At 72.2% G+C, this 12,367-nt stretch carries 8 protein-coding genes; 5 read left to right on the top strand and 3 right to left on the bottom strand.

The genetic code is table 11. The features are described from left to right. Positions 1-7: 7 nt before the first annotated feature. Positions 8-1,000: a cation diffusion facilitator family transporter gene (locus tag METY_RS10460; protein ID WP_103121322.1), complete on the bottom strand. Its 993-nt coding sequence runs from the start codon at positions 998-1,000 to the stop codon at positions 8-10. A 216-nt stretch (positions 1,001-1,216) separates the two neighbouring features. Here METY_RS10460 and METY_RS10465 point away from each other — a divergent pair, with 216 nt between their 5' ends. Both METY_RS10465 and putA read left to right on the top strand, forming a co-directional pair. Beyond that, positions 1,217-2,146 (top strand): dihydrodipicolinate synthase family protein, encoded by a 930-nt coding sequence (locus METY_RS10465; protein WP_103121323.1) that lies wholly within the window; start codon positions 1,217-1,219, stop codon positions 2,144-2,146. Positions 2,147-2,219: 73 nt separating this feature from the next. Beyond that, complete coding sequence (gene putA, locus METY_RS10470) at positions 2,220-5,897, top strand: trifunctional transcriptional regulator/proline dehydrogenase/L-glutamate gamma-semialdehyde dehydrogenase (protein WP_103121324.1); 3,678 nt, start codon at positions 2,220-2,222, stop codon at positions 5,895-5,897. 12 nt (positions 5,898-5,909) lie between these two features. Here the strand turns inward: putA and hydA are convergent, their stop codons facing one another. Further along, positions 5,910-7,319, bottom strand: a complete 1,410-nt coding sequence (gene hydA, locus METY_RS10475; protein ID WP_103121325.1) for a dihydropyrimidinase — start codon at positions 7,317-7,319, stop codon at positions 5,910-5,912. Positions 7,320-7,610: 291 nt separating this feature from the next. On the opposite strand from hydA, the gene METY_RS10480 reads away from it, so the two are divergent. Next, positions 7,611-9,470, top strand: a complete 1,860-nt coding sequence (locus tag METY_RS10480) for a DEAD/DEAH box helicase (RefSeq protein WP_103121326.1) — start codon at positions 7,611-7,613, stop codon at positions 9,468-9,470. 76 nt (positions 9,471-9,546) lie between these two features. On the opposite strand, the gene METY_RS10485 is transcribed toward METY_RS10480, so the two are convergent. Beyond that, positions 9,547-10,032 carry a MarR family winged helix-turn-helix transcriptional regulator gene (locus tag METY_RS10485; protein WP_244593599.1) on the bottom strand — a complete coding sequence of 162 codons (486 nt, stop codon included), beginning with the start codon at positions 10,030-10,032 and terminating at the stop codon, positions 9,547-9,549. Positions 10,033-10,175: 143 nt separating this feature from the next. Here METY_RS10485 and METY_RS10490 point away from each other — a divergent pair, with 143 nt between their 5' ends. Then, a complete protein-coding gene (locus tag METY_RS10490; protein ID WP_103121327.1) occupies positions 10,176-11,462 on the top strand; it encodes an amidohydrolase/deacetylase family metallohydrolase in 1,287 nt (428 codons plus the stop codon). Continuing rightward, positions 11,459-12,316 (top strand): alpha/beta hydrolase, encoded by an 858-nt coding sequence (locus METY_RS10495; RefSeq protein ID WP_103121328.1) that lies wholly within the window; start codon positions 11,459-11,461, stop codon positions 12,314-12,316. The genes METY_RS10490 and METY_RS10495 overlap by 4 nt, the downstream gene beginning before the upstream one ends. Positions 12,317-12,367: the final 51 nt, after the last annotated feature.

The raw sequence follows: 12,367 nt of genomic DNA on the forward strand, positions 1-12,367 counted from the left end.
CCAAACCTCACACCGCATGCTCCGGCGCGAAGGCGCAGCGGCCCTGTTCGAGCTCGATCTGGATCGTCGGATGGGCGATCTGGAAGCGCTCGCGCAGTTCGGCGGCGATCGCGCGCATCGGCGCGTCGCCGGGGTGGCCGCCGGGCATGACGAGGTGGGCCGTCAGCGCCGTCTCGGTGGTGCTCATGGCCCAGATGTGGAGGTCGTGCACCTCGACGACGCCCGGCCGGGCGGCGAGGAAGACGCGCACCTGTTCCGGGTCGACGTTCGGGGGCGCGGCGTCGAGCGACATGGCGACGCTGTCGCGCAGCAGGCCCCAGGTCCCGATCAGGATCACCACGGCGACGCCGAGGCTGACCGTGGGGTCGATCCACTCCCAGCCGGTCGCCAGCACCGCGAGGCCTGCCACGATGACGGCCGCGGAGACCGCGGCGTCGGCCACCATGTGGAGGTAGGCGCCCTTGATGTTGATGTCGCCCTTGCGGCCCGACAGGAACAGCAGCGCCGTGCCGCCGTTCACGGCCACGCCGATCGCGGCGACGATCGTCACGGTGAGGCCCGCGACCGGCCGGGGCTCGGCGAAGCGCTCGACCGCCTCCCACACGATGAAGCCGACCGCGAACAGCAGGAACAGCGCGTTGAACAGCGCGGCGAGGATCGAGCTCGCCCGGAGGCCGTAGCTGAAGCGCGCGGACGGCGGCCTCTGCGACAGCACGGACGCGATCCAGGCGACGATCAGCCCCGCGACGTCGAACAGGTTGTGCGCCGCGTCCGCGACCAGCGCGAGCGAGCCGCTGGCGTAGCCGTAGAACGCCTCCACCGCCACGAAGGCCGTGTTGAGCCCGATCCCGAGCGCGAAGGCGCGGCCGAAGGAGGCCGGAGCGTGGGTGTGGCCGCCGGGACCATGGGCGTGGCCGGGGTGGGAGCCGGACCGGCCCTCGCGACCGCCGTCATGAGACGCGTGGTCGTGGGCATGGTCGTGCGAGTGGGGGTCGGTCATGGCTATGGGCCCTGCGGCGCCCGGACGCCGGCGCGATGTCAGCCCCTCGCTTAGCGCCTGACGCCGACGTAACGCTAGAACGGCCGATGTCGGGCCGGGTCGCCGAACGCGGCGGCGCTCCGGCGTCGGAGCATGACATGGAGCGCCGCGGCTTCCCGCCCCGCCCTGTCCGGGGTATCTCCCACCCTCCGCACGCATCCGCAGACAGGGTCCCCCATGCGCCTCACGTCTTCCGCCGCCGGCCTCTTCCCGATCGCGCCGACGCCCTTCACGGCCGACGGAGCGATCGACCACGGCTCGGTGGAGACGCTGATCGCGGGCTATCTCGCGGCAGGGGCGACCGGCGTCACGGTGCTCGGCATCATGGGCGAAGCGCCGAAGCTGGAGCCCGACGAGGCGCTCGACCTCACCAGCCGGTTCATCGACGGGATGCCGGGCCTGCCTGTGATCGTCGGGGTGTCGGCCCCCGGCTTCGCCGCCATGCGCTCGCTCGCCCGCGCCGTGATGCACCGCGGCGCGGCCGGCGTGATGATCGCGCCGCCGCCGTCGCTCCGCACCGACGACCAGATCGTCGGCTACTACGCCCAGGCCGTGGAGGCGGTCGGCGCGGACGTCCCCTTCGTCATCCAGGACTATCCCCTGACCCTGACGGTGCAGATGACCCCGAAGGTCATCCGCCGCATCGTCGAGGACAATCCCTCCTGCGTGATGCTGAAGCACGAGGACTGGCCGGGCCTGGAGAAGATCTCGATCCTGCGCGGCTTCCAGGCCGAGGGCTCGATGCGGCCGATCTCGATCCTGACCGGCAACGGCGGCCTGTTCCTCGACTTCGAGATGGAGCGCGGCGCCGACGGCGCGATGACCGGCTACGCCTTCCCCGAGATGCTGGCCGATGTCGCGCGCCTGCAGGCGGAGGGCCATCGCGACCAGGCCCACGACCTGTTCGACGCCCACCTGCCGCTGTTGCGCTACGAGCAGCAGCAGGGCGTGGGTCTGGCCGTGCGGAAGTACGTGATGATGCGGCGCGGCTTCATCGCCTCCGACGCCCAGCGCAAGCCGGGCGCGGCGCTCTCGGCCGCGGCGAAGGCGGAGGTGGACTACCTGCTCGCCCGCCTCGCCGCGAAGGACCCGCGCGCCGCGGTCTAAGCCCCCGCCGCTGGACCCGGCGCCGCGGCGGCCTACCATGACGGGGGGACGATCCCCTCCGCCGGAGGCCGCCATGGCCGGGACCATCACGACCGAGACGCCGGCTCCCGCGGAAGGCGACGCGCGCCCCGTCGCGGCGTTCGCCTCAGGACCGTGGCCGTTAACCCCGCTGCGCGCCGCGGTTAACCGCAACGTTCGCCTTCCAGAAACCCAATGTTTACCTCCGTTGCTCGCCGCGGCCGCGCTGCCCGCGCCGCAGGCGGCCGCGGCGCAGCGGCTCGCGCGGACGCTGGTGGAGGCGCTGCGGGCCAAGGGGCCCGGCGGCGGCGTGGCCGGTCTCGTGCAGGAGTACGACCTGTCGAGCCCCGAAGGCGTCGCCCTGATGTGCCTCGCCGAGGCGCTGCTGCGCATTCCCGACGCCGCCACCCGGGACGCGCTGATCCGCGACAAGATCGCGCCGGGCGACTGGCGCGCCCACCTCGGCCACAGCCCCTCGCTGTTCGTGAACGCGGCGACCTGGGGGCTGGTCGTCACCGGCCGGCTCGCAGCGCCTTCGACCGAGGAGGGTCTGGGCTCCGCGCTGACGCGGCTCGTCGCGCGCGGCGGCGAACCCCCGATCCGCAGGGGCGTCGACCTCGCCATGCGGATGATGGGGGAGCGCTACGTCACCGGCGAGACCATCGAGCGGGCGCTCGCCAACAGCCGCCGCATGGAGGCCCATGGCTTCCGCTACTCCTTCGACATGCTGGGCGAGGCGGCGATGACGGCGGCGGACGCCGACCGCTACTTCGCCGACTATCGCGAAGCGATCGACGCGATCGGCGCCGCTTCCGGGGGGCGCGGCGTCTACGACGGTCCCGGCGTGTCCATCAAGCTGTCCGCACTGCACCCGCGCTACGCCCGCAGCCAGCGCGACCGCGCGCTCTCGGAACTTCTCCCGCGCGTTCAAGAGCTTGCAGCCCGGGCCCGCGGCTTCGACGTCGGCCTCAACATCGACGCGGAGGAGGCGGATCGGCTCGACCTCTCGCTCGACGTGCTGGAGAGGCTTGCGGCTGATCCTGCGCTTCAGGGCTGGGACGGCCTCGGCTTCGTCGTCCAGGCCTATCAGAAGCGCGCGCCGTTCGTGCTCGACCTCGTCATCGATCTCGCCCGCCGCTCAGGGCGGCGTTTGATGGTGCGGCTGGTGAAGGGCGCCTACTGGGACAGCGAGATCAAGCGTGCGCAGGTCGACGGCCTCGACGACTTTCCCGTCTTCACCCGCAAGGTCCACACCGACGTCTCCTACCTCGCCTGCGCCGCCAAACTGCTCGCGGCGCGGGACGCCGTGTTCCCCCAGTTCGCCACCCACAACGCCCAGACGCTCGCCGCCATCCACGCCATGGCCGGGCCGGAGTTCCGCGTCGGCGACTACGAGTTCCAGTGCCTGCACGGCATGGGCGAGCCGCTCTACGAGGAGGTAGTGGGTCCCGACAAGCTCGGCCGCCCCTGCCGGATCTACGCCCCCGTCGGCGCCCACGAGACGCTGCTCGCCTATCTCGTCCGCCGTCTCCTGGAGAACGGCGCGAACTCCTCCTTCGTCCACCGCGTGGCCGATCCGGAGACGCCGGTCGACGCGCTGATCGCCGATCCGGTCGCGGAGGCGCGGCGCATCTCGCCCCTCGGCGCGCCGCATCCCGCCATTCGCCCGCCGCGCCAGCTCTTTCCCGACCGCCTGAGCAGCGCGGGTCTCGATCTGGCGGACGAACGGGTCCTGGCCGAGCTTTCGGCCGCTCTCAGCGCCGACGCCGAACGCCGCTGGCGCGCGGCCCCGCTCCTCGCGAGCGGAGAGGCCGAGGGGATCGGAGCGCCGGTGACCAACCCCGCCGACCGGCGCGACATTGTCGGCCATGTGGTCGAGGCTGACGCGTACGCGGTCGAACGAGCGCTCGTGGAAGCGGAACGCGCCGCCGCCGCATGGGCCCGGACTTCGGGCTCCGGGCGCGCCGCGCGTCTCGTCCGCGCGGCGGAGCTGTTGGAGAGTCGGCGGGACGCGCTGATGGGGCTGCTGATTCGCGAGGCCGGGAAGACCGCGGCCAATGCAGTCTCGGAGATCCGAGAGGCGGCGGATTTCCTGCGTTACTACGGCGGGCAGGCGCGGGCGTTCGATCCGGCGACCCATGTTCCTTGCGGCCCTGTCGCCTGCATCAGCCCGTGGAACTTTCCTCTCGCGATCTTCCTCGGGCAAGTCGCGGCGGCGCTCGCCGCGGGCAATGTCGTCCTGGCGAAGCCGGCCGAAGAGACCCCGCTGGTGGCCGCCGAGGCCGTTCGCATCCTGCGCGAGGCCGGCGTTCCCGCCGCCGCGGTCCAGCTGCTGCCGGGACGGGGCGAGGTCGGCGCGGCGCTCGTCGGCGATCCGCGCGTGCGCGGCGTGCTATTCACCGGCTCGACTGCGGTCGCGACATCGATCGCCAGGACGCTGGCCGAGCGGCTCAACCCCGAGGGAGCGCCGGTCCCGTTGGTCGCGGAGACCGGCGGCCAGAACGCGCTGGTCGCGGATTCCTCAGCTTTGCTCGAGCAGCTCACCGCCGACGTGCTCGCCTCCGCCTTCGACAGCGCAGGCCAGCGCTGTTCGGCGGCGCGCCTGCTGTGCCTGCAGGAGGACATCGCCGACCGCGCGCTCGCCATGCTGAAGGGCGCCATGGCGGAGCTGCGGGTCGGTCCGCCCGACCGGCTCGCGACCGACGTCGGGCCGGTGATCTCGGCGGAGGCGCGGGAGCGGATCGAGGCCCATGTGTCGGAGATGCGCGCGGCGGGGCGGCCGGTCCACCGGCTTGAGCTGCCGCACGCCTGCGCCAGAGGCGACTTCGTCGCGCCGACGCTGATCGAACTCGATGACGTCGGAGCGTTGACGGAGGAGGTGTTCGGCCCCGTGCTGCACGTCGTCCGCTTCGCGCCGGGCGGTCTCGCGCAGACAATTGAGGCGGTGAACGCCACCGGCTACGCGCTCACCTTCGGCGTCCACACGCGGATCGACGAACGGGCGGCGGAGGCCGCGGCCTTGAGCGCCGCCGGCAACGTCTACGTCAACCGCAACATCGTCGGCGCCGTGGTCGGGGTGCAGCCCTTCGGCGGCCACGGGCTCTCGGGAACCGGGCCGAAGGCCGGCGGGCCGCTGAGCCTCCGGCGCCTCCTTGCGGCCTGCCCCAAGGGCACGGGTTTGCCCAAGGGCGCGCCGGACCCCGCCGCGACGGCCTATGCAACGTGGCTGCGGGATATCGGCCAGGACGCCGCCGCGGCCGAGGTGGAGGACGCGATCGCGCGAAGCCCGCTCGGGGTCGAGATCGAACATCCCGGTCCGGTCGGCGAGCGGAACGTTTACAGCCTGAAGGGCCGCGGCGACGTGCTCTGCGCCGGACCAGACGAGCGAGCTCAGCTGGTCCAGATCGGCGCAGCGCTGGCCGCTGGCGCCCGCGCGATCATTCTCAAGCCGCGTCCGTCGGGTCTCCCCGCCAGTCTCGCGGTTCGCATCGTGAGTGACGCCAGTCTGAACGCCGTCTTCGCCGCCCTGTTCGACGGCGACGGGGACGCGCTTGCGGAGCTGAACCGCGCGCTCTCGAAACGTCCCGGTCCGATTGTCCAGGTCCACGTGCCCCGGCTCGACCCAACCACCGGCTGGCGCGCCTACTCCACCGAGTTCCTGCTCGCGGAGCGCAGCCTCAGCGTCAACACCGCGGCTGCGGGCGGGAACGCCAGCTTGATGGCGCTGGCGTAAGCGCCGGGCCGTTCATCCGCCGCGCGGCGTGGCATAGGCGGAGCGCGCGCGGGCGACGTGACGGCCGTGCGCCTTGGCGCCCACCAGCTCGCCGTCGCGCACCACCGGGCGCCCGCGCACGATCGTCGTCACCGGCCAACCCTTCACGGCGATCCCCTCGTAGGGGGTGTAGTCCGAGCCGTGGTGCAGGCCGCTCTGGCTGATCGTGACCTCGCGCTCCGGGTCCCAGATCGCGATGTCGGCGTCCATGCCGATCGCGATCGAGCCCTTCGTCGTCAGGCCGTACATGCGGGCGTGATTGGTCGCCGACAGCGCCACGAACTGCTGGAGCGTGATGCGCCCCTTGCCCACCCCCTCCGAAAACAGGATCGGCAGGCGGGTCTCGATCCCCGGGATGCCGTTCGGCACCCAGCGGAAGCTGGTGCGGCCCTTTGGGTTCAGCTTGCCGGCGGGGTCGTCGTAGCGGAAGGGACAGTGATCGGAGGAGAACACGTCGAACACGCCCTGCTGCAGTCCCTCCCAGCAGGCCTGCTGATGCGCCGCATCCCTTGGCGGAGGGCTGCAGACGTACTTCGCGCCCTCCATGTTCAGCCCGTCCATGTCCTTCTCGGTCAACACGAGGTACTGCGGGCAGGTCTCGCCGTAGACCTTGAGCCCCCGCCGGCGGGCCCGCGCAATCTCCTCCATCGCCTCGCGGTTCGAGACGTGGACGATGACGACCGGCACGTCGACGATCTCGGCCAGGCTGATCGCCCGGTGGGTCGCTTCGCGCTCCACCGGGACAGGCCGCGAGGGGCCGTGGAAGAACGGCGCGGTCTTACCCGCCCGCTCCAGCCGGTCCGCGAGGAAGCGGATCGCGTCGTAGTTCTCGGCGTGGACCATGACGAGCGCGCCGGTCTCGCGCGCGGTCGCCATCACCTCCAGCATCTCGCGGTCGTTCAGCGCGAGGCCCTCGTAGGTCATGAAGACCTTGAACGAGGTGTAGCCGTCCGCGATCAGCGCCGGCAGGTCCTGGCCGAGCGTCTGGGCGTTCGGCTCCGAGACGATCAAGTGAAAGCTGACGTCGACGTAGGCCTGGCCTTCCGCCTTCGCATGGTAGGCCGCGAGCGTGGTCCTGAGCGGCGTCCCGCGCTCCTGCAACACGAAGGGCATCACCGCGGTGTTGCCGCCGAAGGCCGCGGATCGGGTCGCGCTCTCGAAGTCGTCGGCCATCACGATGCCCTCGCCGCTCGGCTGGGCGATGTGGACGTGGCTGTCGATGCCGCCCGGCAGCACGAGCTTGTCCGAAGCGTCGATCACATCCTTCGCCTCGCCGAGGGCGAGCCCGAGCGCGACAATCGTTCCGTCGCGCACGCCGACGTCGGCGCGGAACGTGTCCGCCGCCGTCGCGACCACGCCGCCCTTGATGATGAGATCGAGCATGGGCTCTCCTGTTGCGGCTTCGAAGGTTACGCGCCCGATCGCCGCCCGGAGGTCGCGCCGGCGGGGCCCAAACACGCAGGCAAGCTTCGTGCTCGGACCGGTCCGCGCCACCGCGCGGCCGACCGTGGCGACGCCGTTGTCCAGCGAGGATCTGACCTGCGGCGTAGGCCATGGCGTTTCAAGTAAAAAAAGGCTATGAGGCAGCCAATCCCATCATCGTCCACGGACGCTGCGGGCCGTGACGTGCGGCCCCTTCCGCCGCGCGCCCATCGAAAGCGACCCCCCTTGACCATGCCGTTCGCCGCCTCTCCGCTCGCGCAGGCTCTCGCCGAGCGCGGCTACGTCGACCTCACCCCCGTGCAGCACGCCGTGCTGGCCGACGCGGTGCGCGGTCGCGATCTTTTGGTTTCGGCGCAGACGGGTTCGGGCAAGACGGTGGCTTACGGCCTCGCGCTAGGCGACACGTTGCTGGACGACGCGGGCGCCATCAGCGCCGCGGGCGCGCCGGTCGCCCTGGTCGTCGCCCCCACCCGTGAACTCGCCTTGCAGGTCGAGCGTGAGCTGCGCTGGCTCTACGCCAAGACGGGCGCCCGCGTCGTCGCCTGCGTCGGCGGCATGGACCCGCGCGCCGAGCGCCGCCGGCTCGAGCTCGGGTGCCACATCGTCGTCGGCACGCCCGGCCGCCTGCTCGACCACATCCAGCGCCGCGCGCTGGTGCTCGACGGCCTGAAGGCGGTCGTGCTCGACGAGGCCGACGAGATGCTCGACCTCGGCTTCCGCGAGGACCTCGAGGCGATCCTCGAGTCGGCGCCGGCCGAGCGCCGCACGCTGCTGTTCTCGGCGACGATCCCGTCCGACATCGTGGCGATCGCCCGCCGCTTCCAGCGCGACGCCGCCCGCGTCGAGACCGCAGGCCCCGAGCGCGGCCACGCCGACATCGAGCACCGCGCCGTGCGCGTGCTGCCGCGCGAGATCGGCCCCGCCGTCGTCAACCTGCTGCGTCAAGCCGACGCGCCCGCCGCGATCGTGTTCTGCGCCACCCGCGAGGCGGTGCGCCGCCTGCACGCCACGCTGTCCGAGCGCGGCTTCCCCGCCGTGCTGATGTCGGGCGAGCTCAGCCAGAACGAGCGCAACCGCGCCCTCCAGGAGCTGCGCGACGGCCGCGCCCGCGTCTGCGTCGCGACCGACGTCGCCGCCCGCGGCATCGACCTGCCCAGCATCACGCTCGTCATCCACGCCGACCTGCCGCACGACGCCGAAGTCTTCCAGCACCGCTCCGGCCGCACCGGCCGCGCGGGCCGCAAGGGCGTCAGCGTTCTGCTGGTGCCGCCGTCGCGCCGCCGCAAGGCCGAGACCATGATGGTCGACGCCGGCGTGGTCCCGACCTGGAGCGCCGCGCCCACCGCCGAGGAGATCCACGCCCTCGACCAGAAGCGCCTGCTCGCCGACCCGGCGCTCACGGAACAGCCGACCCCCGAGGACATCGCCCTCGCGCACATGCTGATGGCGCACAAGTCGCAGGAAGAGATCGCGGTCGCGCTCGCCCGCCTGCACCGCGCCCGCCTGCCCGCCCCCGAGGACGTGACCGACCCCGGCGAGCGCCAGGCGCCCCCGCGCGAGCGCCTGCGCGACAACGGCCGCCCGGCCTACGATCCCGTGCGCTCCGACCGCGAGCCGGCGTCCGAGCGTCGCGGCCCGTTCGGCGAAGGCGTGTGGTTCCGCCTCGCTGTCGGCCGTCGCCAGAACGCCGATCCGAAGTGGCTGCTGCCGCTGATCTGCCGTCGCGGCGGCGTCACCCGCGACGACATCGGAGCGATCCGCATCTTCGACGCCGAGACCAAGGTCGAGATCGCCGTCGGCGCCGCGGAGAGCTTTGCGGCCCAGGCCCTTGGGGCCGAGAAGAACGACGTGGCGATCACGCGCGCCCAGCTTTCGGGACCCCGCCCCGACGTCGAGACCCCGCGCGAGCCGCGTCCGGCGAAGCCCTACGGGCATGCTCCGAAGCACGCCGCGCCGCGTCCCCGCGGCGCCTCCGACCATCCGCGCGGCCCCTCGGACCACCGCCGCGCCGAGGTCCCGGCCGGCAAGCCCCAGAAGCGCTTCGCAAAGGGCAACCGCGCCGGCGCGCCGGGCGGCCACGGCACGCGCTGAACGCGCCACGAACCCAGCGGCGGCGCGTCGCGCGCCGCCCTCAGGCGCCTCGATCGAGATCAGATGGCGCCCAAAATCAGAGCGCGACAGCGTCGCGACGCCCGCGATGGGCGTCGACGATGCGCTTGAGGTAACCGACGAAGGCGTCGCGCTCGTCGGCGTCCAGCGCGGCCACCGTCTCCTCGTGGGCGCGCCGCGCGGCGTCCTCCATCTCGGCCAGCAGCTCCTCCCCCGCCGGCGTCATCCGGCAGACCTGCGCGCGCCGGTCCGCGGGCGACGTCACGCGCTGCACGAGCCCGCGCGCCTCCAAGCGTTTCAACGCTCCGGTGGTCGTCGTGCGGTCGAGCGCGACGGCGCGCGCGAGCGTCGTCTGGTCCGCGGTTTCGCAATCCGCCAGCGCGCACAGCAGGCTGTACTGCAGCGGCGTCAGGCGTGACGCGGCGCAGCGTTCGCTGAAAAGGCTCACGTGAATCTGATGCAGCCGCCGCGCCAGGAAGCCCGGGCGCTCCATCAGCGGCCAATTTTCATTGGACGTGTCTGATACGACGTCGTTTTTCGCCATTCGATCCTCGACTTGCCCGCGCCGCGGGACGGCCTCCGGTTCACCGAGCCCTGCATCTGGCATGCCGCGTGCATGAGATTGCGAAGCATACTTCGCTTTTTCAGGCGCGCCATGATCCGGCGCGAGCGTTCGAGGAGGACACCATGGTCGAACCGACGGGATACGATCTGCTGCTGAAGGGCGGCCGGGTCATCTGCCCGGCGACCGGCGTCGACGGCGTCCGCGACGTGGCCATCCGGGGCGGCCGCATAGCCGCGGTGGCGGACGCGATCCTGCCGACCAGCGCGGCCCAGACCGTCGACGTCGCCGGCAAGCTCGTGCTCCCGGGCCTGATCGACACCCACGGCCACATCTACCAGTACGTCACCGGCCGCTTCGGCCTCGACCCCGACATGGTGGGCGTGCGTTCCGGCGTCACCACCGTGGTCGACCAGGGCGGCCCGTCCTGCATGACGCTGCCGGGCTTCCGCCATTTCATCGCGGAGCGCTCCGAGACCAACGTGCTCTGCTTCCTGTCCGCCTATCTCGTCGGCGGCCTCGAAGGCCATTTCTATCCCAACCTCTACAGCCCCGACGGCGTCGACATCGACGCGACGGTGCGCTCGGCGGTCGCCAACCGGGACCTGGTGCGCGGCATCAAGGGCCACGCCGAAATCGGCGGCTTCGCCCGCTGGGGCATCAAGGTCATGGAAATGGCGGCGGAGATCGCCCGCCGGGCCGAGGTTCCGCTCTACGTGCACTTCGGCCAGCTCTGGGGCCTGCCGGAAAGCGGCGCCAACGGCGAGGACGCCGACACCATCCTCGAGCGCGTCATTCCGCTGCTGAAGGAAGGCGACGTGCTCGCCCATCCCTTCACCCGTCACCCCGGCGGCTTCGTGAATGCGGAAGGCGAACTGCACCACGTCCTGCAGGCGGCGATCGACCGCGGCCTGACGGTCGACGTCGGCCACGGCAGCCACTTCTCCTACCGCCTGGCCAAGATGGCGCTCGCCGCCGGCGTCGTGCCGCACACGCTGGGCGCCGACATGCACGGCTACAACACCCAGGTGCCCGAGATCCCCGCCCCCGCCGGCACGCCGGAGGAGCACGCGGACGACGAGAACCATCCGTTCAAGGGCCAGGCGCGCTTCAGCCTCACCCAGGCGATGAGCTCGATGATGACGCTCGGTCTGCCGCTCGACTACGTGGTGAAGATGGTCACGACCCACCCGGCGAAGATGCTCGGGATGGAGGACAGCCTCGGTTCGCTCGCCGTCGGGCGCGTCGCCGACGTGTCGGTGCTGGACGACGTGCGCGGCCGGTTCGTGCTGCGCGACAACGAGGATTACCGCGTCATCGCCGAGCGCCTGCTCCAGCCGTCCTTCTGCCTCCGCGCCGGCAAGCGCTTCGACGCCGACAGCCCGATCCTCCCGCAGGCGATCGCGGCGTGATCGCCGCCCCGGCCCCCGCTCCGCAGGACGTCTGGGACACGCTGTCCCAGGACCAGCGCGACGCGGCCTACAACAACAACGCGGCCGTGCCGACCAGCGCGGCGTGGGTCGCGGCGCGCGACGTCGCGGCGCCCGCTTTCCGCGCGGCGCATCCCGCCAAGCTCGACGTCGCCTACGGCCCGAAGCCCCGCCAAGCCTTCGACCTCTACCCCGCGGCTGATCCCGACGCGCCCTGCCTCGTCTTCATTCACGGCGGCTACTGGCAGAAGAACTCGCGCGAGGTCTTCGCGCATTACGCCCAGGGCGCGCTCGACGCCGGCTGGGCGGTCGCGATGCCGAGCCACACGCTGGCGCCCGACGCGAGCCTCACCGAGATCGTCGCCGAACTCGGCGCCGCGCTCGACTGGCTCGCCCGCGACGGCCGCACCCTCGGCGTCGGCGGCCGCATCGTGCTTTCCGGCTGGTCGGCCGGCGGGCACCTCGTCGCCATGCTGCTCGGTCATTCCGCGGTCGCCGCCGGCCTCGCGATCTCCGGCGTCTACGAGCTTGAGCCGATCCGCGACACCTTCCTCAACGCCGCGCTGAAGCTCACCGACGAGGAGATCGCGACGCTGTCGCCGCTCCGCCTGCCGGTGACGCGGAAACCGCTCGCGATCGCCTACGGCACGGCCGAGGTGCCGGCGCTCATCCACGACTCGTTGGCGCTGCACGCCAAGCGGACCGAGGCCGGCGCGCCGGGCGCGCTGATCCCGATCGAAGGCGCCGACCATTTTTCCATCCTCGACGGCCTGCTGAGCGCCGACGGCGTTCTGGTGAAGGCCGCGCAGGACGTGCTCGCCGAGGCCACGCCGTGAGCGGCGGCCGCGCGCCTCTGGCCGAAGGCGTCGGCGCGCGGCTGCCGCGCA

The sequence above is a fragment of the Methylopila sp. Yamaguchi genome (assembly GCF_002897035.1).
Lineage (GTDB): Bacteria > Pseudomonadota > Alphaproteobacteria > Rhizobiales > Methylopilaceae > Methylopila.

Coding starts and splice junctions, on each gene's coding strand:
- METY_RS10460 (WP_103121322.1), bottom strand. CDS start 1,000: ATGACCGACCCCCACTCGCACGACCATGCCCACGACCACGCGTCTCAT.
- METY_RS10465 (WP_103121323.1), top strand. CDS start 1,217: ATGCGCCTCACGTCTTCCGCCGCCGGCCTCTTCCCGATCGCGCCGACG.
- putA (WP_103121324.1), top strand. CDS start 2,220: ATGGCCGGGACCATCACGACCGAGACGCCGGCTCCCGCGGAAGGCGAC.
- hydA (WP_103121325.1), bottom strand. CDS start 7,319: ATGCTCGATCTCATCATCAAGGGCGGCGTGGTCGCGACGGCGGCGGAC.
- METY_RS10480 (WP_103121326.1), top strand. CDS start 7,611: ATGCCGTTCGCCGCCTCTCCGCTCGCGCAGGCTCTCGCCGAGCGCGGC.
- METY_RS10485 (WP_244593599.1), bottom strand. CDS start 10,032: ATGGCGAAAAACGACGTCGTATCAGACACGTCCAATGAAAATTGGCCG.
- METY_RS10490 (WP_103121327.1), top strand. CDS start 10,176: ATGGTCGAACCGACGGGATACGATCTGCTGCTGAAGGGCGGCCGGGTC.